Annotated in this window: 21 protein-coding genes; 12 read left to right on the top strand and 9 right to left on the bottom strand. The window is 70.0% G+C overall.

What is annotated here, in order from left to right; genetic code table 11:
• The first annotated feature begins 413 nt into the window (after nt 1-413).
• From cobA to LGM56_RS04165, 7 genes are all read left to right on the top strand, one after another.
• Complete coding sequence (gene cobA, locus LGM56_RS04195) at nt 414-1,184, top strand: uroporphyrinogen-III C-methyltransferase (RefSeq protein ID WP_089498110.1); 771 nt, start codon at nt 414-416, stop codon at nt 1,182-1,184.
• Between the two features lie 156 nt (nt 1,185-1,340).
• Nucleotides 1,341-1,937, top strand: coding sequence for an ANTAR domain-containing response regulator (locus tag LGM56_RS04190; RefSeq protein WP_089442307.1), 597 nt, complete (start codon nt 1,341-1,343; stop codon nt 1,935-1,937).
• A 5-nt stretch (nt 1,938-1,942) separates the two neighbouring features.
• Nucleotides 1,943-2,995, top strand: a complete 1,053-nt coding sequence (locus tag LGM56_RS04185; RefSeq protein WP_226203003.1) for a CmpA/NrtA family ABC transporter substrate-binding protein — start codon at nt 1,943-1,945, stop codon at nt 2,993-2,995.
• Nucleotides 2,996-3,117: 122 nt separating this feature from the next.
• Nucleotides 3,118-3,717: a uracil-DNA glycosylase family protein gene (locus LGM56_RS04180; protein WP_226203001.1), complete on the top strand. Its 600-nt coding sequence runs from the start codon at nt 3,118-3,120 to the stop codon at nt 3,715-3,717.
• Between the two features lie 61 nt (nt 3,718-3,778).
• Complete coding sequence (locus tag LGM56_RS04175) at nt 3,779-4,573, top strand: YkgJ family cysteine cluster protein (RefSeq protein WP_089496786.1); 795 nt, start codon at nt 3,779-3,781, stop codon at nt 4,571-4,573.
• Between the two features lie 119 nt (nt 4,574-4,692).
• On the top strand, nt 4,693-5,634 hold the full coding sequence (locus tag LGM56_RS04170) for a helix-turn-helix transcriptional regulator (protein ID WP_089496785.1): 942 nt from the start codon (nt 4,693-4,695) through the stop codon (nt 5,632-5,634).
• Between the two features lie 125 nt (nt 5,635-5,759).
• Nucleotides 5,760-6,458, top strand: a complete 699-nt coding sequence (locus LGM56_RS04165; RefSeq protein ID WP_089427313.1) for a fumarylacetoacetate hydrolase family protein — start codon at nt 5,760-5,762, stop codon at nt 6,456-6,458.
• Between the two features lie 63 nt (nt 6,459-6,521).
• Here LGM56_RS04165 and LGM56_RS04160 read toward each other — a convergent pair whose 3' ends face one another.
• The 4 genes from LGM56_RS04160 to LGM56_RS04145 all read right to left on the bottom strand — a co-directional run bounded on the left by LGM56_RS04160 (nt 6,522) and on the right by LGM56_RS04145 (nt 12,131).
• On the bottom strand, nt 6,522-7,061 hold the full coding sequence (locus LGM56_RS04160) for a DUF4303 domain-containing protein (protein WP_226202999.1): 540 nt from the start codon (nt 7,059-7,061) through the stop codon (nt 6,522-6,524).
• 160 nt (nt 7,062-7,221) lie between these two features.
• Nucleotides 7,222-8,433, bottom strand: coding sequence for an MFS transporter (locus LGM56_RS04155; protein WP_226202997.1), 1,212 nt, complete (start codon nt 8,431-8,433; stop codon nt 7,222-7,224).
• Between the two features lie 227 nt (nt 8,434-8,660).
• Nucleotides 8,661-10,244, bottom strand: coding sequence for a trypsin-like peptidase domain-containing protein (locus tag LGM56_RS04150; protein WP_226202996.1), 1,584 nt, complete (start codon nt 10,242-10,244; stop codon nt 8,661-8,663).
• A gap of 387 nt (nt 10,245-10,631) precedes the next feature.
• A complete protein-coding gene (locus LGM56_RS04145) occupies nt 10,632-12,131 on the bottom strand; it encodes a PLP-dependent aminotransferase family protein (protein ID WP_226202995.1) in 1,500 nt (499 codons plus the stop codon).
• A 216-nt stretch (nt 12,132-12,347) separates the two neighbouring features.
• On the opposite strand from LGM56_RS04145, the gene LGM56_RS04140 reads away from it, so the two are divergent.
• On the top strand, nt 12,348-13,550 hold the full coding sequence (locus LGM56_RS04140; RefSeq protein ID WP_226202994.1) for a GNAT family N-acetyltransferase: 1,203 nt from the start codon (nt 12,348-12,350) through the stop codon (nt 13,548-13,550).
• A gap of 27 nt (nt 13,551-13,577) precedes the next feature.
• Here the strand turns inward: LGM56_RS04140 and LGM56_RS04135 are convergent, their stop codons facing one another.
• Together LGM56_RS04135 and LGM56_RS04130 are read right to left on the bottom strand one after the other, a co-directional pair.
• On the bottom strand, nt 13,578-14,057 hold the full coding sequence (locus LGM56_RS04135) for a DUF3331 domain-containing protein (RefSeq protein ID WP_226202993.1): 480 nt from the start codon (nt 14,055-14,057) through the stop codon (nt 13,578-13,580).
• A 38-nt stretch (nt 14,058-14,095) separates the two neighbouring features.
• Nucleotides 14,096-15,307, bottom strand: a complete 1,212-nt coding sequence (locus LGM56_RS04130; RefSeq protein WP_226202992.1) for a CynX/NimT family MFS transporter — start codon at nt 15,305-15,307, stop codon at nt 14,096-14,098.
• Nucleotides 15,308-15,782: 475 nt separating this feature from the next.
• Here LGM56_RS04130 and LGM56_RS04125 point away from each other — a divergent pair, with 475 nt between their 5' ends.
• The 4 genes from LGM56_RS04125 to LGM56_RS04110 all read left to right on the top strand — a co-directional run bounded on the left by LGM56_RS04125 (nt 15,783) and on the right by LGM56_RS04110 (nt 20,978).
• Nucleotides 15,783-16,847, top strand: a complete 1,065-nt coding sequence (locus LGM56_RS04125) for a 2,3-butanediol dehydrogenase (RefSeq protein WP_089475036.1) — start codon at nt 15,783-15,785, stop codon at nt 16,845-16,847.
• Nucleotides 16,848-17,291: 444 nt separating this feature from the next.
• Entirely contained in the window at nt 17,292-19,229 is a 1,938-nt protein-coding gene (locus LGM56_RS04120) for a sensor histidine kinase (RefSeq protein WP_226202990.1), read from the top strand.
• A 151-nt stretch (nt 19,230-19,380) separates the two neighbouring features.
• Entirely contained in the window at nt 19,381-20,037 is a 657-nt protein-coding gene (locus LGM56_RS04115; protein WP_226202988.1) for a VC0807 family protein, read from the top strand.
• A 74-nt stretch (nt 20,038-20,111) separates the two neighbouring features.
• Complete coding sequence (locus LGM56_RS04110) at nt 20,112-20,978, top strand: CPBP family intramembrane glutamic endopeptidase (RefSeq protein WP_089496775.1); 867 nt, start codon at nt 20,112-20,114, stop codon at nt 20,976-20,978.
• Between the two features lie 20 nt (nt 20,979-20,998).
• On the opposite strand, the gene LGM56_RS04105 is transcribed toward LGM56_RS04110, so the two are convergent.
• The 3 genes from LGM56_RS04105 to LGM56_RS04095 all read right to left on the bottom strand — a co-directional run bounded on the left by LGM56_RS04105 (nt 20,999) and on the right by LGM56_RS04095 (nt 23,799).
• Entirely contained in the window at nt 20,999-21,979 is a 981-nt protein-coding gene (locus tag LGM56_RS04105; protein ID WP_226202986.1) for an aldo/keto reductase, read from the bottom strand.
• Between the two features lie 187 nt (nt 21,980-22,166).
• The gene (locus tag LGM56_RS04100; protein ID WP_046548012.1) at nt 22,167-22,838 is read right to left on the bottom strand and encodes a MarC family protein; all 672 of its coding nucleotides are present in this window, start codon (nt 22,836-22,838) and stop codon (nt 22,167-22,169) included.
• 160 nt (nt 22,839-22,998) lie between these two features.
• Nucleotides 22,999-23,799: an enoyl-CoA hydratase-related protein gene (locus LGM56_RS04095; protein ID WP_226202984.1), complete on the bottom strand. Its 801-nt coding sequence runs from the start codon at nt 23,797-23,799 to the stop codon at nt 22,999-23,001.
• Between the last annotated feature and the right edge of the window lie 10 nt (nt 23,800-23,809).

The raw sequence follows: 23,809 nt of genomic DNA, 5'->3' as shown, positions 1-23,809 counted from the left end.
CCGTGAGGCAGCGAGGCACAGATGTGGTGCGCTGCAGCACTGTCGCCGTGCGACATCGCGGTGCGCGCTGACGGGGCACGATGCACGCCGATGCGGCATCGCGGCTGCCCGCGCGCGGCGGCTGCCTTCACGCTCGGGGGCATCGCGCGGCGCAATGCGCGCCGTTGCCGCCGCCCCGGCGCGACGCGTCATGCCGGTTGGCCCGGATATTGCTGAATCCGCTGATGACACCGGCAACGGCGCCGGTGGGCAGTCCCCGCAAACCCTGCCCGTCATTCAGGCGGGCCGATCAGGACAACGGCGTCCTTCCGTGCGCGGCACGGCCGGATGCCGGTGCGTTTCGACCGCCCGCCGCCGCCGCGCAAGACATACGCGCTATCGACCGCCGCATGCCGGCGGCACTGGAACACGACATGACGACAGGCAAAGTCACGCTGCTGGGCGCCGGCCCCGGCGATCCCGATCTCCTCACGCTGAAGGCCGTGAAGGCACTGGCCGCCGCCGACGTGCTGCTGCTCGACGATCTCGTCGCGCCCGGCATCGTCGAACTCGCGCCGCAGGCACGCGTGATCCGCGTCGGCAAGCGCGGCGGCTGCCGCTCCACGCCGCAGGCATTCATCGAGAAGCTGATGCGCCGCCACGCGCTGCGCGGCGCGCACGTGGTGCGCGTGAAAGGCGGCGATGCGCTGCTGTTCGGGCGTGCCGGCGAAGAACTCGCGACGCTGCGCGCCGCCGCGATTCCGGTCGAGATCGTCAACGGCATCTCGTCGGGCTTCGCGGCCGCAGCGAGCCTCGGCATCTCGCTCACGCACCGTGCGCATTGCCACGGCGTCACGTTCGTCACCGCCCACCGTCAGGACCACGGCGAACCCGACTGGGCGCGTCTCGCGGCGACCGGCACCACGCTCGCGATCTACATGGGCATGAGCCGCGTCGACAGTATTGCCGCCGGCCTGCTCGCCGTGCTGTCGCCCTCGACGCCGGCCGCGGCCGTGCAATGGGCCGGCACGCCCGACGAACGCCGCTGGACCGGCACGCTGGGCGGTCTCGCGCGCGGCATCGACGCCGCGCGGCTCGGCAGCCCGGCCGTGATCCTCGTCGGCGGCGCGATCGGCGAAGCGGCCGTGCAGCACGTGCCGGACGCGGGCACCGCGATCGAAACGGCCTTGTCCCGGGCCGCGTAGCATGCGCGACGCCACGCGGCACCGGCCGCCTACCTATCATGAAGACAGCGGCGCCGGCCGCCGGGCCATCGCGCGCGGCACCGACCCGAGGTCCGCACGGGGCCGCCGCCCCCGATCCGCCCATCGCGCCACGATTTCGCCGCCGCCGTCCGCGTCATGAGTCCGTCTGCTTCTTCCCCCCGCCTGCGCGTGCTGCTCGTCACCGACACCGACAAGCCGATCGGCGAGCTCGGCGAGGCGCTCGCGCACCTCGGCTACGAGATGCTGAACGACGTCGCGACGCCCGCGCGCCTGCCGGCCGCCGTCGAGGAGCAACATCCCGACGTCGTGATCATCGATACCGATTCCCCGTCGCGCGACACGCTCGAGCAGCTTGCCGTGATGCACGCCACCGCGCCGCGCCCCGTGCTGATGTTCAGTCACGACGCCAATCAGTCGCTGATCCGCGCGGCGGTCGGCGCGGGCGTCAGCGCGTATCTCGTCGAAGGGCTGTCGGCCGAGCGCCTCGCGCCGATTCTCGAAGTCGCGCTCGCCCGCTTCTCGCACGACGACGCGCTGCGCCGCCGGCTGGCCGACGTCGAGCGCGAGCTCGCGGAACGCAAGCTGATCGACCGCGCGAAGCGCCTGCTGATGGACGAGCGCAAGGTGTCCGAACACGACGCCTACGCGGCGCTGCGCAAGCGCGCGATGGATCAGGGCCTGCGCATCGTCGACGTCGCGCGGCAACTGCTCGACGCGTCACCCCAGTCATGAATGCCATGGATACCTCCTCTCCCGCCGCGCCGGAACGCGCACATCTTCGCCTCGGGTTCGTCGCGCTGAGCGACGCGGCCCCGCTGATCGTCGCGCAGCGCCTGAACCTCGGCGAACGGCACGGCCTCACGCTCGAACTCAGCCGCCAGCCATCGTGGGCCACCGTGCGCGACAAGCTGCTGAGCGGCGAGCTCGACGCCGCGCATGCGCTGTACGGGCTCGTCTGCGGATTGCAGCTCGGCATCGGCGGCCCGCAGGCCGACATGGCCGCGCTGATGGTGCTGAACCGCAACGGCCAGGCGATCTCGTTGTCGCGCGGCCTCGCCGACGCGTATCGCGCCAGCGGCAGCGTGCGCGACGCGTTCGCGACGCTCGGCCGCAAGCCGCTCCTCGCGCAGACGTTCCCGACCGGCACGCACGCGATGTGGCTGAACCACTGGCTCGCGTCGCACGACGTCGATCCGCTGCGCGACGTGCGCAGCGTCGTGATCCCGCCGCCGGAGATGGTGGCCGCGCTCGCCGGCGGCGAGCTCGACGGCTTCTGCGCCGGCGAGCCGTGGCATGCGGTGGCCGAGGCCTGCGGCGCGGGGCGGACCGTTGCCGTCACGAGCGAAATCTGGCCCGATCATCCGGAGAAGGTGCTCGCGACCCGGCGCGATTTCGTCGCGTTGTATCCGGCCACGGCCCGCGCGCTGATCCGCACGCTCGTCGATGCCTGCGCGTGGCTCGACAGCGCCGCGCACCGTCGCGAGGCGGCCGACTGGCTCGCGTCGCCCGATGCGCTCGGCGTGCCGGCCCGGCTGATCGCGCCGCGCCTGCTCGGCGACTACGGCTCGGGGCCGTTCGCCGTGCCGCCGCTGCCGATCCGCTTCCACGACGGCGGCGCCGTGAACCGCCCCGATCCGCGCGATGGCGAGTGGTTCCTGTCCCAATACCGGCGCTGGGGCATGCTCGACGGCGCGCACGACGACGCGGGGATCGCCCGGGCGATCGCGCAAACCGCGTTGTATGATGCTGCCGTCGCCGAAAGCGGTGCACCGGGCCTGTCGCAGGCGTGATGCGCACCGCGTGATGCAGGCGGCGCGCGCTCCCGCGCCTCGCCTTTCCCTGGCCGCCTGCCGGCGCCCGGCACGCGGCCCCGGGTGACGCCGCATGACCACTCCGTCCCCGATCCGATTCGATGCCGAAACTCACGCGCGCGCCGCTCGACGTGCTGCTCACCGAAATCCGCGCGTGCCGTGCCTGCGAAGCCGACCTGCCGCTCGGCCCGCGCCCCGTCGTGCGGGCCCATCGCGACGCGCGCATCCTGATCGTCGGGCAGGCGCCGGGCACACGCGTCCATGCGAGCGGCATCCCGTGGGACGACGCGAGCGGCCAGCGGCTGCGCGGCTGGCTCGACGTCGATGCCGACACGTTCTACGACGAGACGCGCTTCGCGATCGTGCCGATGGGTTTCTGCTACCCGGGCCGCGGCGCAAGCGGCGACAACCCGCCGCGCCCCGAATGCGCGCCGCTGTGGATCGACCGGTTGCTCGCCGAGCTGCCGTCGATCCGGCTCACGCTGCTGATCGGCCAGTACGCGCAGCGGCATTTCCTGCGCGAGTCGCGCAAGGCCACGCTGACCGACACCGTGCACGCCTGGCGCGACTATGGCCCCGACGTGTTGCCGCTGCCGCATCCGTCGCCGCGCAATCAGGCGTGGTTCAAGCACCACCCGTGGTTCGACACCGACGTTGTGCCCGAGCTGCGGCGCCGGATCGCGCCGCTGATCACCCGATGAACGCGCACCGTTGCCCTGTCGCGACGCTTCGCGGCACCCTGTTATCCGTATCGAATCAAGCATGAACGACACCCCCACCGATATCGACTTTGCCTGCAACGGCTGCGGCGGATGCTGCCGCGACCTGCGGATTCCGCTGACGATCGACGAGGCCATCGCGTGGCTGCAGCGCGGCGGCCACGTGGAGCTGCTATGCGATGCAATGCCGTGGCTCGTCGAGCCCGAGCCCGACAACGCGTTCGCCGCGTACAAGCGCGTGCGCTCGAGCGCCGCGCTCAGCGGCTCGCTGCCCGTCCGCATCACGGTCATGCTCACCGCCACCCATGCAGGGCCGTGCCCGAACCTTGGCGATGACATGCGGTGCGCGATCTACGACGCGCGCCCGCTCGTGTGCCGGATCTATCCGGCCGAAGTGAATCCGTTCGTGCCGCTGGTGCCGGACGGCAAGCAATGCACGCCCGATGCGTGGCAGCAGGCGCCGTTCGTCCGCGGCGGCACGATCGTCGATGCGGCCACCCGCGAGAACATCGCGCTCGCGCGTGCGGCGAGCGAAGCCGAGACGCCGCTGCGAGCGCGGTTGTGCAAGGTGCTGGGGATCGATACGGCGGCGGTGGCCAACGAAGGGTTCGCGGTCCACGCGCCGCCGGCTGCCGCGCTGCTTGCCGCGCTGACGGCTTTGACGGCGCAGCGCGCGTCGGAGTCGGCCCCGGCCGGCGCCGACGAGGCCATCGCCTGGATGTTGGTGTCGAACCGTACGTCGACGCTGGATGCGCTCGGGTCGGTTGGCGCGGCAAGCCAGCGTGCCGATAGCGCCACCCCGCACGCCAGTTATCTCGGCTTCCATCCGGACGAGTAATCGCCGCGCGGCATGCCGCGAGCGACACCGGGCGAAGCCATGCGGCCGCACGGATCGCCGCCGCGCCCGGTTCGCTGTACCATCGCGGCTCAACCGCGTCACGAACAGCAGAATCCTTCATGCCCTCCATCGCCCCGCCGCGCCTGTACGGGATGCCCGAACGCAGCGACCGGCTCGACTTCTACATCCGCGACCAGGCGTCGCGCCAGGCGATCACCGAGCCGCACCGGCACGCGTATTTCCAGATCCAGTTCAATCTCGGCGGCGACACCGAGCAGCGGATCGGCGGCGTCACGCGGCCGTTTCCGCGCGGCGCGCTCGCGTTCGTGCTGCCGCACCGCGAACACCTGATCCCGCATCCGGAAGGCGCGCACTTCATCGTCATCAACTTCAGCCAGGCGTTCCTGCGCGCCGATCTCGACGTCGACCCGCTCGATCTCGAGGACGTGCCCGCGCATCGCTTTCCCGAGCTGACGCCGTTCCGCTTCCAGGAGCACCTCGACTTCATCCTGACCGGCGACACCTACGAAGAAGCGCGCCGCCTCGCGCTGTGCATGCTCGACACCGATCGCGTGCGCACGTTCGGCTCGACCACGCTGCTGCGCGGCTACCTGCTGCAGCTGATCGGGCTCGTCTGCACGCAGTACGCGGGTGCGCTCGACAAGCTCGCGCAGCGCGGCGCCCAGCGCGCGGGCCGGCGCGACGCGCTCGCGCGCGTGCTGCGGCACGTGCGCGCCAACCTGACCCGCGAGGACCTGACGCTCGCCGCGACCGCCGAGGCCGCGTTCCTGTCGCCCAACTACCTCGCGCACCTGGTCCGCAAGGAAACCGGCAGCACCTTCACCGATCTCGTGACCGAGCGCCGGATCGCGCTCGCGCAGTCGCTGCTGGCCCATACCAGCCGGCGCATCGCCGATATCGCACGCTCGGTCGGCTTCCGCGACGAAGGGTATTTCGCGCGGCGCTTCCGTGCACGGGTCGGCGTGTCGCCGAAGGCGTACCGGGACGCGAACGCCGCGCTGCCGGACGGCGACGATTCCCCGGCGGCGGCCGACGCGTAGTTTTGTCCCGGTAAAACGCAGTTGCGTCGCATCCGGCCGCACGGCTGTCGGGTATCGTTGCACGCATGCCGGCCCGTGCACCGCACGGGCGCGGCATCCGTCTTATCACCGAACGAGGCCATCCGATGTCCGCTTATGTCATCGACGCTGCCGAGCGTCCTTCCGTCGAAGTCGACCAGTCGTCCGCGCGCTTTCCGGTACGCCGCGTCTTCTGCGTCGGCCGCAACTACGCCGACCACGCGCGCGAAATGGGCGCCGATCCCGACCGCGAACCGCCGTTCTTCTTCACGAAGCCGGCCGACGCGATCGTCCCGGCCAGCGGCACCGTCGCCTATCCGCCGCTGACGAACGACCTGCATCACGAAATCGAGCTGGTCGTCGCGATCGGCAAGGACGGCCGGTCGATCGACCCGGCCGACGCACTGTCGCACGTGTGGGGCTACGGCGTCGGCGTCGACCTCACGCGCCGCGACCTGCAGGCCGAAGCGAAGAAGCTGAGCCGTCCGTGGGACTGGGCGAAAGGCTTCGATGCATCAGGCCCCGTGACTCCGCTGCGCGCGGCAGCGGCCACCGGCCACCCGGCGACGGGCCGCATCTGGCTCGCGGTCAACGGCGACACGCGCCAGCAAGGCGACCTGGCCGACATGATCTGGGCCGTGCCCGACGTCATCGCGTATGTGTCGCGCTCGGTCGAGCTGAAGGCAGGCGACCTGATCTTCACCGGCACGCCGGCGGGTGTCGGCGCGCTGCAGCCTGGCGATCGCGTCACGGGCGGCGTCGACGGCGTCGCGACGTTCGAATTCGTCGTGGGCGCGAAGCCGTAAGCCGTCACGCAGCACGCATGGCGGTCGCCCGTCCGGGGCCGCCGTGCAATATACCGATTTCGGTCAGTCGTAGCGGCGCAGGAATGCGCCGGCGACGGCCGGCGGATTCAGCGCCTTCGCCGATTCGTTTTCCAGCGCCTCGGCCGCATCGTCGTCGCTGATCGACACGAACAGCGTGATCGCCGCCCTTTCGTCGCCCGTGCCGAACAGGCCTTCGCGGTCGAGCAGGCGCAACGCCGCGATCATGTCGGCGTGCAGTTGCCGCGCGAATTCCGGGAATCTCGATCGGACGAACTGCGGGCTCAGCACGTCATCGGCGAGCTTGCCGCAGATCGCATTGAACGGCGACGCTTCCGCCGCCGCGTACGCCCATTCGGAAAAGCCCCACGCATACCACGGGTCGTCGTCCGGGACGGCCTGTTGCTCACGGATCCGGCGCAGCCCCTCGACCGAATTGGCCGCCGGCACCACCGTCATCGCACCGCTGTCGGTATACAGCGCGAACGCATAGAAATGCTCGTCCGGATGTTGCGCCCGCAGCGCCCTGAATGTCGCTCTCGCGGCGTCGGCAATGTCTCGCTGGAAATCAGAAAAGTCGCTCATCGCATCCTCGTCCAGTCGCCCTTCACGCGTTGGAGCATGCCCGGCGCGCGGCGGGTTCGTCGTCTCCCGATAATCGATCGATTGTCCGCCAATCGTCCACGGCACGGTAGCCGTGCCCACCCCATGCCCGGCTCCGCGCGGTGCTGCCGCGCGTTTCCGTTCACCGCCCGGCGTCGCGCGCATCGAACACCCGCACGCAGACGGCCGCCGCCAGGGCGATCGCGGCCGACAGCAGCATCATCGCGAGCGGCGCATAACCCGCGTTGCCGGCTGTCAGCACCGCCCCCGTCAGCGACGAAAGCGCGGCGCCGCCAGCGATCGTCATCGCGCCGGCCAGCCCCGACGCGCTGCCCGCCAGTTCCGGGCGCACCGACACCGCGCCGGCATGCGCGCCGGGATTGGTCAGCCCGTTGCCGATGCCGACCAGCACGCACGGCCCGAACCACGCGATCGCCTGCGTCACGCCGCCGAACCTCAGCGCGAGCCCGATCAACGGCCCCGCGCATGCGACCACCCGCCCGAACAGGATCGTCGTGGCCAGCGCGTAGCGGCGTGCGTAGCGCGCGGCCAGGAAGCTGCCGAACACGAAACCGGCCGTGATGGTCCCCATGAAGAAGCCGATCTCCGCCGGCGCGATGCCGAACACCGTTTGCGCGGCGAGCGGCGCGCCGGCCAGGAACGCGTAGAACGAGCCGGTCGAAAACGCCATGCAGAGCGCATAGGCCCAGAAACGGCGCGCACGCAGCAGCGCCGGGTACGCGCGAAGCTGCTGCCCGAGGCTCGACGACCGGTTCGCATGGGTTTCGACGAGGTCGAACGCACACCAGACGAACAGCGCGATGCCCACCGCGCCGAGCAGCCAGAAGCTCGCGCGCCAGCCCAACGTCTGGTCGAGCGCGCCGCCGAGCGTCGGGCCGAGCATCGGCGCGAACGCGGCCGCCATCGCCGCATAGCCGATCCGGCTCGCCGCGCGCGCCCCGCCGCCGGTGTCCCGGATCGTCGCCATCGACACGGGATAGACCGACGTGATCGCCGCCTGCATCAGCCGGCACGCCAGGAATGCACGAATATCGGTCGCCATCGCGCAGCCGAGCGAGCCGAGCGCGAACACGCCGACGCTCGCCAGTACGACCGGCCGCCGCCCGAACCGGTCCGACAGCGGCCCCATCACGAACTCCAGCGACGCCGCCACCGCCGCGTAACCGCCGAGCGACAGCGCGACGAGCGCATAGTCGGCGTGCAGGTCGCGCGCGATGGCCGGCAGCGACGGCAGGAACAGGCTCAGCGGCAGCACCGAGCACGCACACAGCAGGATCAGCGTCGCGAGTCTCGGCGACGCCCGTTCGGAAGCGATCGGCAGGTTCGATTGCAAGCGGATGCCCTCCATGCACGTGCCGCACGGCCGTGCGCAATGCAAAAAAAAGCCCCCGAACGAGTCGGGGGCGCATGGGTGCCGGCGCGGTGCCGCTACCGGACCCTGCGCCTGGGTACTACTACGATGATGAATGCTGCGTGCATGCCGGATGGCTCCTGAATGCCTCGTTGACTACGTGTGAGATCGAACGATGGTAGGCGGACGATACCGACCGCGTCAACGCCCTAACGCGCTCGCACCGACACGAATTTCCGCGCGTTGTTGCGCTGGATCAGCACCGCGATCACGCTGCCGTTCGCTTCCAGCGTCGGTATGTCATCGGGCGTCTCGAGCAGCGTGTCGTTGAGCTCCAGCACGACGTCGCCCGGCTGGATGCCGGCCTTGGCTGCCGGGCCGTGCACCGCGTCCACCATCATCCCGACGGCGAGCCCCGTCGAGCGGCGCTCGTCGTCGCTGAGCGCATGCATCGTCAGCCCGAGGCGGTCGCCGCCGTCGGCAGCCGCTGCGCCCGCCGCTGCTCCCGCCGCCGGTCGTGCAGCCGCCTTCGGCGCAGCCATGCCGACGGTCGCACCCGCGTTGCCGGCGGCCTCGTCGGCGCCCGTGATCGTCAGCATCACCGGCGCGCGGTTGCGGATCAACCGCAGCGGCACCTTCTGGCCCGGCGGCAGCGCGGCAGCCAGGTCGTTCAGCTCGGCCGATCGGCCGATCGTCTTGTCGCCCAGCTTCACGATCACGTCGCCGGGCTTCACGCCGGCCGCGGCAGCCGGCGAGCCGGGCGCGACGCCATTGACGAGGGCGCCCGCCGGACGCGGCAGCCCGAACGCCGCGGCCAGCCCGATGCCGACATCCTGCACGTCGACGCCGATCGCATTGCCGGACGACGACGCATCCGGCGCCTGGGACTGCTGCGCCTGCGCCTGCATCTGCTTCTGCAGTTGCGCCCGCACCTTTGCGGCCAACGCGATCGGGATCGCGAACGTCGTGCTCGCGTAGCGGTCCGGGCCCGTATAGACCTGCACCGCGATGCCGATCACGTCGCCCGCGCGATTGAAGACGGGGCCACCGGAATTGTCGGGGTTCGGCGCGATGTCGGTTTCGAAGAACGGAAACGCGCTGCCGTCCGGCATCCGGTGCGACGTGGCGCTGACGATGCCGGCCGTGACCGTGTTGCCTGATCCGTCCGGCGCGCCGATCGTCATCACCGGCTCGCCCGCGCGCACCTTCGACGAATCGCCGACGCGCACGAACGGCAGCTTCTTCCCGTCGATCCGTAGCACCGCGACGTCGCTTTGCGGGTCGACGGCCAGCACCGTCGCCTTGAATTCGCGGCGGTCGGTGAGCCGTACCGTCACGTCGGTCGCTTCGTCGACCACATGCGCCGACGTGAGGATCAGGCCGTCGGCGCTGACGATGAAACCCGAGCCGCTGCCCGATACCGCGCGAGGCAACATCTCGGGTGCCTGTACCTGTGCCGGTGCACCTTGTGCCGGCGGCGGTACGTCATGCCGGAAGAACGCCGCGAGCGGATCGTCGGGATCGAGGATCGCGAAGGACGGGCCGCTCGCCTGCTGGTCGGGTGCGGCGGTCATGACGGTCACGACGGCCGGGCCGTAGCGGTCGACGATCGCCGGAAAATCGACCGGCATCGCGTAAGGCGCGGCAGCCGGCCGCTGCTTCATCGGGTGCGGCGTGACGGGCGGCGAGAGGGTTCCGGCAAAGGCGTCCGGCGGCGGCAACAAACAGCCGGCAAACACGCCCCCGATCAACGCGGTGCAAAGCACGGCGCGAGCAAGCGTCTGGCGAACCACGGTGCACCTCCCCCGGGGAGTCACGGCGCCGACATGCGCGAGACGCGCAGACGCTCGACAAGGCCCGGTACACCCATCCATTTATAGTCCACGCGGCCTGTTCGAACATACGAATCGAAACCCGAATGCCGGGCGGAGCGGCAGGCGCGGAGCCGCGACGGTGGCCGTTTCGAACAAAGTGCGCGGTTCGTCAATCCGCACAAGTCCGATCGTCATCCGTCGCACGAGAGCGCCCTGCTCACGCAGCGAAAGTAGCCGGAGCAACGACGGTCATCACCGATCCAGTTCGCATCTTCATGACTTGATTCTCCTGTCGGGATGCCGAGACGAATGCGAGATCGAAAGCGAAATCGATACGGTCGCGGAAATCACCGGCGACGGGTGACGTCATCCCCGCGCCCCGCCACCCGCAGGTGACGCCCCACCCACCCGCTCCGCGATCGCCGACAACATCCGCAACATCGGCTCGAACGCGTCGGCCGACGTATTACCGAAGCCGAGCACGAGCCCGTTGCCCGCCGATCCCGCCTCGATCGAAAAACCCGACAACGGAAACGGCCCGATGCCGTGCGCACGCGCCGCGTCGACGATCGCGCGATCGCGGTAGCGCGCCGGCAGCCGCAGCGCGAGATGCAGCCCGCACGGCCCGCCCTCGATCTGATGCGGCACGCTCAGGTTGCCGTCCAGCGCAGCCAGCAGCAACCGCCGCCGGTCGCGATACAGCCGGCGCATGCGGCCGAGATGGCGGCCGTACTCGCCCGTCTCGATGAAATCGGCCAGCGCGAGCTGCACGTGGCGCGTCCCGCCGCGCAGCATCTCCGGCAGCACCGGCCGCACCGCGGCCAGCAGCGCATCGGGCAGCACGAGAAAACCGATCCGCAACGCCGGAAACATCGTCTTGCTGAACGAGCCGAGATAGACGACGGGCGAATCGGGCGCGAGCCCGTGCATCGCGCCGATCGGCTCGCCGGTGTGGCGGAATTCGCTGTCGTAGTCGTCCTCGATGATCCACGCGCGATGCCGGCGCGCGGCATCGATCAGCGCGAGCCGGCGCGAGATCGACAGTACGGCGCCGGTCGGGAACTGGTTCGACGGCGTCGTGTAGACGAGACGCGGCGTCCGCTCGCGCCAATCATCCTCGTCGGTGCGCAGCCCTTCCGCGTCGACCGGCATCGGCACGACGTCGAGGTCGGCCGCCTGCATCGCGGTGCGCGCACCGCGATAGCCGGGCTCCTCGACCCACACCGTATCGCCCGGGTTGGTCAGCAACTGCGCGCACAGTGCGATCGCGCCCTGTGCGCCTTCCGTGATCACGATCTGCTCGGGATCGCAGCGCACACCGCGCGTCACGGCCAGGTGGCGGGCGATCGATTCGCGCAGCGCGGGCTCGCCGAGCGGGTCGCCATAGCCGAGCAGGTCGCGGCCGGCGCGGCGCAGCGCGCGGTCGATCGCGTGGCGCCATGCGTCCGCCGGGAAATGCGTCAGCGCGGGCACGCCCGGCCGGAAGCCCTCCGATTCACCGGTGCCGATGCGGCTCGGGCGAATCCGGCCGAGCCGCTGCGCGACGGCCGGCGGCGCGGCACGCCGGCGCGGCGGCGCCGGCCGTGACAGCCCGACCACGCGCGTACCGCGGCGGTCGGACTGCAGGAAGCCTTCGGCCACGAGCTGCTCGTAGACGGCCGCCGTCGTGTTGCGCGAGACGCCGAGCGTCTCGGCCAGCGCGCGCGTGCCGGGCAGCCGCGTGCCGGCCGGCATCGCGCCGCCGAGAATCGCGTCGCGCACGCGACGCAGCAACTGGCGCTGCAGCGAAGGCGCGCCGGGTGTGCGCGCCAGCGGCGCGTCGAGCGGCAGCAACGGCGCATCGCCGGAAGGAAGGACAGTCGTCATCGGAACTTCGCAGCGTGAAAATGTCGGAACGTGGCGCACGGCTGGTGGCGCACGGCGCGTGGCGCGCGGCTGGTGAACGACGGCTCGCGATTCGCGCCCCATCAATCGTGGCACCATAAATTTGCCGATCTCTGGCGCTTCTCATGGTACCTCGTCGCGACTACGATCGTCTGCATGCCGGCATGTCGCCGGCCGCCAACCGAAGCGAGATCGACCTTGTCCACGCTCACCAACGCTTTCCAGCAACCCATCGGCCACCCCGTTCCCGACTGGTCCGCGCGTCCGCGCCCGGAGCGCATCGTGCTCGAAGGCCGCTACTGCCGGCTCGAACCGCTCGACGCCGAGCGCCACGCGGCCGACCTGCACGCCGCCTACTCGCAGGCGCCGGACGGCAGCGACTGGACCTATCTCGCACATGGCCCGTACGCCGACGAAGCGAGCTACCGCGAGTACGCGCGTACCGCGCAGGCGAGCCCGGATCCGCTGCACTACACGGTGATCGACCGCGCCACCGGCCGCGCGGTCGGCACGCTCGCGCTGATGCGCATCGATCCGGCCAACGGCGTGATCGAGGTCGGCTCCGTCACGTTCTCGCCGCTGCTCAAGCGCACGCCCGTTTCGACCGAAGCGCAGTTCATGCTGATGAAGTACGCGTTCGACACGCTCGGCTACCGGCGTTACGAATGGAAGTGCGACGACCTGAACCTCCCGTCGCGCAAGGCCGCCGCCCGGCTCGGCTTCCGCTACGAGGGCACGTTCCGGCAGGCGGTCATCTACCGCGGCCGCAATCGCGACACCGCGTGGTTCTCGATCATCGACGGCGAATGGCCGGATGTGCGCGCCGCATTCGACGCGTGGCTCGACCCGGAGAACTTCGACGCGCAGGGCGAGCAGCGCCGGTCGCTCACCGCGATCCGCCACGCGCAGGCAAGCGCGCGCGATGCGGCCAGCCGCGCGAACGACGCGACGCGCGTCACGGTGCGCCCGCTCGTCGCCGCCGACGAAGCCGCGTGGCGCCCGCTGTGGCAGGGTTATCAGAAGTTCTACGACACCGCGCTGAGCGACGCGGTGTTCGCGACGACATGGGCCCGCCTGATGGATCCGGCGGAGCCGATGTTCGTGCTGGGCGCATTCGACGCCTCGGGGGCGCTGGTCGGGATCGTGCATGCGATCTACCACCGCTCGTGCTGGACCGAAGGGCCGTACTGCTACCTGCAGGACCTGTACACCGCGCCCGACGCACGCGGGCAAGGCGCAGGCGGCGCGCTGATCGAAGCCGTGTACGAACACGCCCGCGAAGCCGGTGCGAGCCGCGTGTACTGGCTCACCCACGAAACCAACACGACGGCACGCGCGCTCTACGACAAGCTCGCGAACAACGCCGGGTTCATCCAGTACCGGCACGACGTGAAGAAGTAACGAACGCGTGTCGCAGCCGGCCGGCGTTCAACCGGAAACGTCGGCCGGCTCGCGCGCGTCGTCGCCCTCCGGCGCGGCGTCACGTGCGTGGCCCGCCGCCCCCGGCACCGCCGCCGGGCAGATCATCTCGTCGCCATTGGCCGGCACGGGCCTTCGCACCGGCCGGAACACCGGCTCGCCCGGCTCGATCGGCTGCCCCGAGATCGCGCAGCGGCCCGGCTGCAACGCGACGCGCAAGCGCCAGCGCTGCTCGCCGTAATGGCACCGGCCGCTCTCGACCCAGCGGATCAGCAACGCATGGTCGTCGGCCTCCAGCACCGTGACGAACAGTTGCGGGCGCAACGGCGAGACGGCCGCCGCCGCGTGCTCGGGAACCGGCGCCCGGCCGATCGTCACGAGCGGACGCGCGACGCCGCCACGCGGCGGCATCGCATCGTCTTCGACCCAGGCCGGCGCATCGCACGGCGGGTCAGCTTCACAAATCAGGCTTTCCATGGTGTTGAGCATGCTTGACGGATTTCCGTGCAGGTTGAACGGCGCCGCGCTCAGCGCCGGCCCATCGGTTCGCGCAGCAGCGACAGGCCGATCACCGCACCGGTGACGGCAGCGGCGAGCATCAGCCCGATGCCGCCCGACCAGCCGAATGCGCCGACGATCGAGCCGATCGCGAGCGGCCCGATCACCTGCCCGAGATAGTTGCCCTGCACGACCCAGCCGATGCTGAGCGGCGCGAGAGACGGCGTCGGCGCGGAGCCCGGCGCACACGCGAGGATCGTCGCGGGCAACATCCCCGCGATCGCCGAAAACGCAAAACCCAGCGCGACCGCGAGCGGCGCCGGCGTGGCCGCGCTGAAGAGCCCCGCGCCGGCCGCGCCGATCGCGACCGACGTCGCGGCCATCACGATCCCGGGCCGTGCGCCGCGCGACAACAGCCAGCCGGCCGTCAGGTTCCCGATCACGCACGCGGCGACGATCGCCGCGCTGATCACCCCCGCTGCACCGACCGCAACGCCGAGGCGCCGCATCAGGAACACCGGCAGGAACGTCATCGCCGCGAAGAACTGCACGTTGTAGGTGGCGAACCCCAGCGCCAGCAGCGTGGTCGAGCGCGACGCGAGCACGTCGCGCAGCGCGGGCCCGATACGCGGCGCGCCGGCCTGCCGCGACGGCGCATCGGCCGACGTCGTGACGGGCACCGCGGCCGCCGCGGCGAGCGTCAGCGCCGCGGCCGCGAGCCAGCCGTTGCGCCAGCCGCCGAGCAACGGCCCGACCAGCATCGACAGCGCCATGCCGACCGGCATGAACGTGCTCCACAAGCCAAATACGAGATTGCGCCGCTCGGCCGGCGTCACGCGATTCAGCACGGCCGGTGCAGCGACCACCACGATCACGAAACCGAGCCCTTCGGCGAAACGCGTGGCCAGCAGCAGCGCGAAGCTGTCGGCCCATGCGCCGGCGACACTCGACAGGCCGAGGACGACGAGGCCCGCGATCAGCAGCAACCGGTCGCCCCAGCGTCGCACCAGCAGGCCGGCCGCGATGCCGCCGAACACGCCGACGAGCGGAAACACCGACATGATCCCGCTCAGCGACGCGAGCGAGCCGCCGAATTCGTGCTGGAGCGACGGCAACGCGATCGTCGCCTTGCCGACGTGCAGCGCCGACACGATGCTCGCCAGCACGACGTTCGCGACGGCGGCCCCGTGGCTGCGCGACGGCAGCGTGGCGGCATCGGCCGCGACAGGCGATTCGGTCATCTTCCCCTCCGTTGAAGCGGCCGCGTGCAACGGGATGCATCACGCGTCCGGGATCGGACTGGCGCACATGATACAAATTGAAGTTAACTTCAAGTAAAGGGGTAATGTGCGCAACGATCCGTTCCGCCGATCGCGGCAATGGATCGGCGTGGCAGCGTGCGTCTCGCGATTCGTCTCATTGCGCTGAGACGAACGTCCCAGCGTCTCACCCCGCCGGAGCTTTTGCTTTTGCAGCAAATCTCACCACCCTCCTCCGTCAAATCGTTTCCCGTCAAAGAGCCGGCAAATGGTGCATCGCATCGCGCCTATCCCGTGTAATCGCCGCCTGGCGCCCCCACTCGAGCTGGCCCCGTTCCTGCATACCGGTCGTTCGCGCACTCGCGCGACGGGCGCACCGGCAACCACGCCTCGCGCCCGACGACAACCTGATGGAGACAGCAACGTGAGTACACCGGCAACGACCCCAGCTCCCAGCATGAAAGCCGCCGTCTGGCACGGCCGCCACGACATCCGCGTCGAACAGGTTCCCGTTCCCGAGCGCCCGCCGGCCGGCTGGGTGACGATTCGCGTGCACTGGTGCGGGATCTGCGGCTCCGACCTGCACGAATACGTCGCGGGCCCCGTCTTCATCCCGGTCGATGCGCCGCATCCGCTGACGGGCCTGAAGGGCCAGTGCATCCTCGGCCACGAGTTCAGCGGCGAGATCGCCGAACTCGGCGCGGGCGTGACGGGCTACGCGGTCGGCGATCGCGTGACGGCCGACGCCTGCCAGCATTGCGGCACCTGCTGGTATTGCAAGCATGGGCTGTACAACATCTGCGAGAACCTCGCGTTCACCGGGCTGATGAACAACGGTGCATTCGCCGAATACGTGAACGTGCCGGCCGAGTTGCTGTACAAGCTGCCCGACGACTTCCCGACCGAGGCCGGCGCGCTGATCGAACCGCTCGCGGTCGGGCTGCATGCGGTGAAGAAGGCCGGCAACATCGTCGGGCAGACCGTCGTCGTGGTCGGCGCGGGAACGATCGGCCTGTGCACGATCATGTGCGCGAAGGCCGCGGGCGCCGGGCGCGTGATCGCGCTGGAAATGTCGGCCGCGCGCAAGCAGAAGGCGCTGGAGGTCGGCGCGAGCGTGGTCATCGATCCGAAGACGTCCGACGCGATCGCGGAAGTCAAGGCGCTGACCGGCGGCTATGGCGCCGACGTGTCGTTCGAGTGCATCGGCCACACCACCACCGCGAAGCTCGCGATCGACGTGATCCGCAAGGCCGGCAAGTCGGTGATGGTCGGGATTTTCGAGGAGCCGGCGCCGTTCAACTTCTTCGACATCGTGTCGACCGAGAAGGAAGTGATCGGCTCGCTCGCGTACAACGGCGAATTCGCGGACGTGATCCGCTTCATCGCGGACGGCCGCATCGACGTGCAGCCGCTCATCACCGGGCGCATCGCGCTCGGCGACATCGTCTCGCATGGCTTCGAGGAACTCGTCAACCACAAGGACCGGAACGTGAAGATCATCGTCCAGCCCGCCCTCGCCTGACCGCGCGCGCGGCCGCGGCAGCGATTCGCGCCGCGGCACGCGGGCTGCAAGCGTCACCCTGGCGCGTCACCCTTGCGCGGGCGGCGCGCCTGCCTGCCGTTTCCTTCCAGCGCGCCCTCCTTGCCGCCGTCGTCCGTCGCGAACTTCGTGCCGCGCATCGATCGAATACGACGGCCATAAACATTCGCAATCCAAACCATCCGTCGTAACGCGCCACCGGTCCGATGCGCGTTCAGGGTTTCTCCGGATCAATCGCGACTCGTCCGATGTCGACAGCACACTGACGCAAGGTGATCCTGTGCAAGGCACGGTCCGGCATCCCTGCCAGGATCGTTGCCGCCCCGTTGAAGGCGGCCCCCGCCCCCCACAAAACCTTACGGTATCGCGACGCCGACAGGCCGAGAATACGGGCCCACCCGGGATAGCTTGCAAACATGGTGTGTCATGAATCGTACATTCTCGTCTAGCCGGGAACGCGCATACAACATTCGATCGCTGACGATCCAGCAGAAGACCCATATCGGCTTCGCCCTCGTCACCACGCTGCTGGCCTTGCTGTGCGGCACGATCATCTGGGGGAGTGTCCGGCAATACCGGCAGGAGAACGCCGACCTGCAGCGCTTCGAATTCGTCCGCGGCGCGATGAGCGCCGCCAACGTGATCTCGGCCGAACGCGGCCCGACGAACGACCTGCTGGTGCGCCCGCAGGACGACGGCGCCACCGAGGTCCGCCACCTGCTCGCCGCGCGGGTGCGTTCCGACCAGGCGCTCGAACGTTTTCGCGGCGGCATCGCGCAGGCGACCGTGCTCGACGATCGCGAACGCGGCAACCTGCTGCATGCCCTCGACTCGGTCCGGATCACGCTCGCCGATGCGCGCACGGAGGTCGACGCACTCGGCATGCGGCCGCGCGCGACACGCAGCGTTCACGATATCCAGCACGCGCAGGCGCGCCTGTTCCGGATCGTCGACACGCTGTCGCTGCTGATCGACGGCGCCATGACCGACACCGCGATGGGCGACCCGCGCACATCGGGTGCGATCCTGCTCGCGCGGCTCCTCGGCGATCTCCGCGAATACGCGGGCCGCACGGGCTCGCTGCTGATCGCGCCGATGTTCGCGCGGCAGGCGCTCGACCGCACGCAGTTCGCGGACATCATGCGGATGCGCGGCCGCATCGAGCAATTGCGCGCGCTGATCGACGGCTCGATCGGCGCGAAGCTCGACGACCCAGACGTGGCGCGCGAATACGCGCAGCTCAACGGGGCCTTCGACGCGCACATCCTGCCGCTCGTCGACGCGGCGGTCGCCGGCGGCAAGAACGGCGTCTATGCGATGAGTGCGGCCGACTTTTCCCGCGCGATCGTGCCGCATTTCCGGCCGAGCGAGCGGCTGCGCGACCACGTGATCGATCTGGCCCGGCATCGTGCGATCGGCGGCCGGAACACCGCCCGGATCAAGGTCGCGTCGTCGGCATTCGCCGCGACACTGTGCGTCGCGATCCTGGCCTCGCTCGCGCGCGGCGTGCAGCGACTGCTGTCGAAACCGCTCGATGCGCTCGGCCGCCGGATCGTCGCACTCAGCGATGGCGATACGTCGCACGTCGCGATGCCGCGCGGCATCGGGCCCGAACTCACGCAGATCCACCACGCGCTGGAAACCTTGCGCCACGCGACCGTCCGCCGCGACATGCTCGAACGCCAGCGCAACGACATGCTGACGCTGTTCTCGCACGACATGCGCGCTCCGCTGACCTCGCTGATCATCCTGATCGACACGCAGGCGCGACGGGCGGGCGACGTGCAGATGAAGCAGCAGTTCGCGAGAATCGGCAAGCTGGCGCGGCACACGCTGGCGCTGGCCGACGGCTTCGCGCAGCTCTCGCGTGCGGAGGCCAGCGACTACGAACGCGTGCCGGTCAACCTCGCCGACCTGATGAACGAGGCACGCGACGCGGTGTGGCCGCTCGCGCACCGGAAATCCATGTCGATCGACGACGTGCCGCGGCACGACGACACGATCGTACAAGGCGACCCGGCGCTGCTGTCGCGCGCGCTGATCAACCTGCTGGACAACGCCATCAAGTACAGCGCATCGCTGACGAGCGTCGAATGCCGGGTCGAGCCGGGCGCCGACGGCAAGACCGTGCGCTGCACGATCCGCGACAGCGGGTGCGGGATCAGCAGCGCGGACCAGACGCGGCTGTTCGAGCGTTACCGGCGCTTTCGCACCGCCGGCCAGCCGGAAACCAGCGGCGTCGGGCTCGGCATGGCGTTCGTCAAGGCCGTCGTCGAACGGCACGAAGGCACGATCCACGTGCACAGCGTCATGCTGCAGGGCACCACGGTCACGATCACGCTGCCGGCCGCGGCGCTTCCATGACGATGGCACCGGCGCCGCCGGCGGCACGCGGCCGACACGGCACCGCAGCACCGCCCGATTCTTCGATATACTCAATCGAACCCTTTTCGGGGCAACCGCGGGCCACCACGCCCTTCGCGGGTTCGCCCCAACCTGCGTGGAATTGCTCACCGTGAAACCGCGAGCCGGACTGATCCTCGAACTCTTCGTCAACCTGGTGCTGCCCTGGGTTGCCTACCGGGCCGCGCAGCCTTATTTCGGCGAAACCGGCGCGCTGTACGCGTCGGCGGTGCCGCCGATCATCTGGTCGATCGTCGAATTCATCCGCTCGCGCCGCATCGATGCGGTGGCGGCCATCGTGCTGCTCGGCATCGCGCTGTCGATCCTCGGGATGGCGCTCGGCGGCAGCGCGCGCACGCTGCTGATGCGCGAATCGCTCGCGTCGGGCACGATCGGCGTCGTGTTCCTGCTGTCGTTGTTCCGCGAACGCCCGCTGATCTTCTACCTGGCCCGCGCCACGGTGGCCCGCGAGATGGATGGCGGCGCCGCGCATTTCGAAGCCGTCTGGGAAGCGCAGCCCGGGCTGCGGCAGATGCTCCGGCGGATGACCTTCGTGTGGGGCGCGTTCATGACGCTGGAAATGCTGCTGCGCCTCTGGATGGTCGTGACCTGGCCGGTCGAACGCGTGCTGGTCGTGTCGCCGGTCATGGGCTACACCGTGTTCGGCTGTCTGCTGCTGTGGACGTTCTGGTACCGGCGGCGGATGCGCGAGCGCAACAGCGTCCACGTCCCGGGCCGCGACCGCGCGACCGAAACCGCCGGCCGCTGACCGCTCTCCACCGGCATCGCAAGCCGGCTGCTGTATGATGCGCGGCGTCTCGTCCGACGAATGCCGCTCCTGTCATGTCCCTTTCGCTTCTTCCGTCCGCCACGATCTGGCTCGCGCTGTTCGCGGCCGCCGCGTTCGCGTGGCATCGCCCGCAGCACGGCCTGAGCGTCGGCCTCGCCGCGCTCGGCTATGCGTGCGCGCTGGCGTTCGGCAAGCTCGGGCCGCTCGCGCTGGCCCCGCTCGCGTTGCTGGCCGCGGCCGCGTGGGGTGTGATGCCCGAGCGCCCGCGCGCGGTGCGCCTCGCCGCGCACGTCGTCTTTGCCGCTGTCGCGATCGCGCTCAGCCTGCACCTGATTCCCGGCTTCCACAATCCGCGCGTGATCGGCCCGACGCGCTTCACGCCGGATGCCGTGCCGTTCACGATGTACCTGAATCTCGACAAGCCGCTCGTCGGCTTGTGGCTGGTGTGGGTGTTGCCGTGGGTCGCCCCCGACGTCCCGCTGTCGCGCGCGCTGCGCACCGGCGCGGTGGCGGCCATCGCAACGGCGGCCGCGTGCCTGGCCGGCGCGCTCGCGATCGGGATGGTCGGCTGGGCGCCCAAATGGCCGCCGTCGGGCTGGCTGTGGCTCGTGAACAACCTGCTGATCGTGACGCTCGCCGAGGAAGCGCTGTTCCGCGGCTACGTGCAGGGCGGACTGACGCGCGCGCTACGCGCGTTCGCATGGGGGCCGTGGGCCGCGCTTGCGATCGGCGCAGTGCTGTTCGGCGCCGCGCATGCGGCCGGCGGCTGGCAATGGATCGTGCTCGGCACGGTGGCCGGCATCGGCTACGGCCTCGCCTGGCGGCGCGGCGGGCTGCTCGCGTCCGCGCTCGCGCATGCGGGGCTGAACGTCGTTCACTTCGGCCTGTTCACCTACCCGATGCTTGACGCCGCGCGCTGACGGCCGCGCGGCGCCGCCGCTCAGTTGATCCCCGCGACCGCGTGCGGCACGTACGGGCGTTCGAGCGCGGCGATCTCGTCGTCGGTCAGTTTCAGTTCGAGCGCGGCCAGCGCATCGTCCAGCTGCCGCGGCTTGGAAATGCCGACGATCGGCGCGGTGACTCCGCGCTTCTGTGCAACCCACGCGAGTGCGACCTGCGCACGCGGCACGTTGCGTGCCGCCGCGATCGTCGCCACGGCATCGACGACCGCCTTGTCCGCCTCCGCCGTCGCATCGTAAAGCCGCTGGGCGACCGCGTCGCTCTGCTGCCGCCCGGTCGACTCGTCCCAGTTGCGCGTCAGGCGGCCGCGCGCGAGCGGGCTCCACGGAATCACCGCGATCCCTTCGTCTTCGCACAGCGGCAGCATTTCCCGCTCTTCTTCCCGGTACAGCAGGTTCAGGTGGTTCTGCATGCTGACGAAGCGGGTCCAGCCGTGCTGCTTCGACGTGTGCAGCGCCTTCGCGAACTGCCACGCGAACATCGACGACGCGCCGATATAGCGCGCCTTGCCGGCCTTCACGACGTCGTGCAGCGCCTCGAGCGTCTCCTCGAGCGGCGTGCCGTCGTCCCAGCGGTGAATCTGGTAGAGATCGACGTAGTCGGTGCCGAGCCGCTTCAGGCTCTGGTCGATGTCGGTCATGATCGCCTTGCGCGACAGCCCCGCGCCGTTCGGCCCGGGCCGCATCCGGTAGAACACCTTGGTCGCGATCACGATGTCGTCGCGTTTCGCGAAATCGCGCAGCGCGCGGCCGACGATCTCCTCCGACGTGCCGTCGGAATACATGTTCGCGGTATCGAAGAAGTTGATGCCGGCTTCGACCGCCCGCTGGATGATCGGACGGCTCTCCGCTTCCGGCAGCGTCCACGGATGCGTGCCGCGTAACGGTTCGCCGAACGTCATGCAACCCAGCACCAGCTTCGACACCTCCAGTCCTGTCGATCCGAATTTCACGTATTCCATTGCACGCCTCGCCATTGAAGTTGAGCTGACGGCCGGATGCGCGCGCGCATCCGCCGGACCGTCGCATGGTATCCCGGGCGGCAAAAATGCGTGCGGCGGCGCCGCAAGGTGCGAAGGAAGCGCTCGCGAGCGCGAGGTCGTACGGCGCCGGCCGCACAGCACGTGCGCAGCGGCGCGGGGCGCTTGCTTACTTGGCCTGGTCGGCGATCGGTTGCAGGAACGCGGAAAAACCGGTCAGCATGATCTGCACGCCGATGCACAGCAGCAGGAATGCCGACACGCGCTTCGCGACCTTGGTGCCTTCGCTGCCGAGGTAGCGCGACAGCAGCGCGGAGCGGCTGTAGACCTGCCAGATCACGATCGCCACCAGCACCGAGACGGCGATCGACACGATGCTCGACAGCGCGAACTCCGACAGCTTGTGCGTGCGGTTCGCGTTCAGCGCGATCGCGGTCGCGATCGAGCCGGGGCCGACCGTCAGCGGCATGGTCAGCGGGAAGAATGCGCGCGTCATGATCGCGTTCGCGTCGATCGGCTTGACCGGCGTGTCGCCGCCGCCCGGCCCGTCGGGCTCGTTCAGCATCTGCCAGCCGGCCACCGCAACCGCGAAGCCGCCGCCGATCCGCAGCGCTTCCATCGAGATACCGAAGAAATGCAGCACCGGCGTGCCGGCGAAGAACGCGACCATCAGCACGACGAACGCGTTGAACGCGACCTTCCTCGCGAGCAGATCGCGTTCTTGCTCGGTGAGCGCCTCGGTCCGTTCGAGAAACAGGAACGCGATGCCGATCGGGTTGATGATGCCGATCAGGCCGGTGAAGCCGAACAGGATCTCGGAGATAAGGCGATTGACGATCATCGGATGAAGAATCGGTCGGGGCTGGGCCGGCAGCGCGCCGGAGGTCACGCATTGTAGAGCAAGCGCCCGCGCCCGAGCCGCAAAATTCGGCCGGGCCCGCTGCCCCGCCGCGCGCCGCCGTTTCGCCCTGGTTTCCCCTCGGTTTCCCCTCAGTTTCCCGTTACTCGGCGCCCGCCTCCCAGGCCGGCGGCCGCTTCGCGAAGAACGCGGCGAAGCCTTCCTTCGCTTCCCGCGTCGCCCGCACGCGGGAGATCGTCTGCGCGGTGAACGCCGCGCGCGCGTCCGACGGCGGATACTCGCCGATCGCATCGAAGAAGCGCTTGATCTCCATCAGCGCGTCCGGGCCGTTACGGCCGAGTTCGGCGAGCGTGCTGTCGAGTGCTTCGTCGAGCGCATCGAGCGGCACGGCGTGGTGGATCAGGCCGATCGCGACCGCTTCGCCCGCTGCAAGCTGGGTCGCCGTCAGTGCGAGCCGGCGTGCCTGGCGCTGACCGACCGCCTCGACCAGATACGGGCCGATCACGGCCGGCAGGATCCCGAAGCGGGCCTCGCTGACCGAGAAGCGCGCGTGATCGCTCGCGATCACGATGTCGCACGCCGCGCACAGGCCGACGCCGCCACCGAACGCATGGCCCTGCACGCGCGCCACCGTCGGCTTCGGGCATTGCCGGATCGCGCGCATCATCGCGGCGAACCGCTCCGCGTCGCGCAGGTTCGCGGCCGCGTCGTTCGCGCTCGCGCGCTGCATCCACTGCAGGTCGGCGCCCGCGCAGAACGCGCGGCCCTCCGAACGCAGCACGATCGCGCGCACGTCGTCACGCCGGCCGAGCGTGGTGAACGCATCGGTCAGTTCGGCGATCATCGTCTCGTCGAATGCGTTGAGCACGTCGCCGCGCTGCAGCGCGACGGTTGCGATCCCGCGCGCATCGACCGTGACGGCCAGGGTCTTCAATCCATCCATCGAACAGGTT

Source organism: Burkholderia sp. AU38729, assembly GCF_020419725.1.
Classification (GTDB): Bacteria; Pseudomonadota; Gammaproteobacteria; order Burkholderiales; family Burkholderiaceae; genus Burkholderia.
Note: the sequence above shows the minus strand (reverse complement) of the source record. Positions and strands in the feature narration are given on the sequence as shown.

Coding starts and splice junctions, on each gene's coding strand:
- cobA (WP_089498110.1), top strand. CDS start 414: ATGACGACAGGCAAAGTCACGCTGCTGGGCGCCGGCCCCGGCGATCCC.
- LGM56_RS04190 (WP_089442307.1), top strand. CDS start 1,341: ATGAGTCCGTCTGCTTCTTCCCCCCGCCTGCGCGTGCTGCTCGTCACC.
- LGM56_RS04185 (WP_226203003.1), top strand. CDS start 1,943: ATGGATACCTCCTCTCCCGCCGCGCCGGAACGCGCACATCTTCGCCTC.
- LGM56_RS04180 (WP_226203001.1), top strand. CDS start 3,118: ATGCCGAAACTCACGCGCGCGCCGCTCGACGTGCTGCTCACCGAAATC.
- LGM56_RS04175 (WP_089496786.1), top strand. CDS start 3,779: ATGAACGACACCCCCACCGATATCGACTTTGCCTGCAACGGCTGCGGC.
- LGM56_RS04170 (WP_089496785.1), top strand. CDS start 4,693: ATGCCCTCCATCGCCCCGCCGCGCCTGTACGGGATGCCCGAACGCAGC.
- LGM56_RS04165 (WP_089427313.1), top strand. CDS start 5,760: ATGTCCGCTTATGTCATCGACGCTGCCGAGCGTCCTTCCGTCGAAGTC.
- LGM56_RS04160 (WP_226202999.1), bottom strand. CDS start 7,061: ATGAGCGACTTTTCTGATTTCCAGCGAGACATTGCCGACGCCGCGAGA.
- LGM56_RS04145 (WP_226202995.1), bottom strand. CDS start 12,131: ATGACGACTGTCCTTCCTTCCGGCGATGCGCCGTTGCTGCCGCTCGAC.
- LGM56_RS04135 (WP_226202993.1), bottom strand. CDS start 14,057: ATGCTCAACACCATGGAAAGCCTGATTTGTGAAGCTGACCCGCCGTGC.
- LGM56_RS04130 (WP_226202992.1), bottom strand. CDS start 15,307: ATGACCGAATCGCCTGTCGCGGCCGATGCCGCCACGCTGCCGTCGCGC.
- LGM56_RS04125 (WP_089475036.1), top strand. CDS start 15,783: ATGAAAGCCGCCGTCTGGCACGGCCGCCACGACATCCGCGTCGAACAG.
- LGM56_RS04120 (WP_226202990.1), top strand. CDS start 17,292: ATGAATCGTACATTCTCGTCTAGCCGGGAACGCGCATACAACATTCGA.
- LGM56_RS04110 (WP_089496775.1), top strand. CDS start 20,112: ATGTCCCTTTCGCTTCTTCCGTCCGCCACGATCTGGCTCGCGCTGTTC.
- LGM56_RS04105 (WP_226202986.1), bottom strand. CDS start 21,979: ATGGAATACGTGAAATTCGGATCGACAGGACTGGAGGTGTCGAAGCTG.
- LGM56_RS04100 (WP_046548012.1), bottom strand. CDS start 22,838: ATGATCGTCAATCGCCTTATCTCCGAGATCCTGTTCGGCTTCACCGGC.
- LGM56_RS04095 (WP_226202984.1), bottom strand. CDS start 23,799: ATGGATGGATTGAAGACCCTGGCCGTCACGGTCGATGCGCGCGGGATC.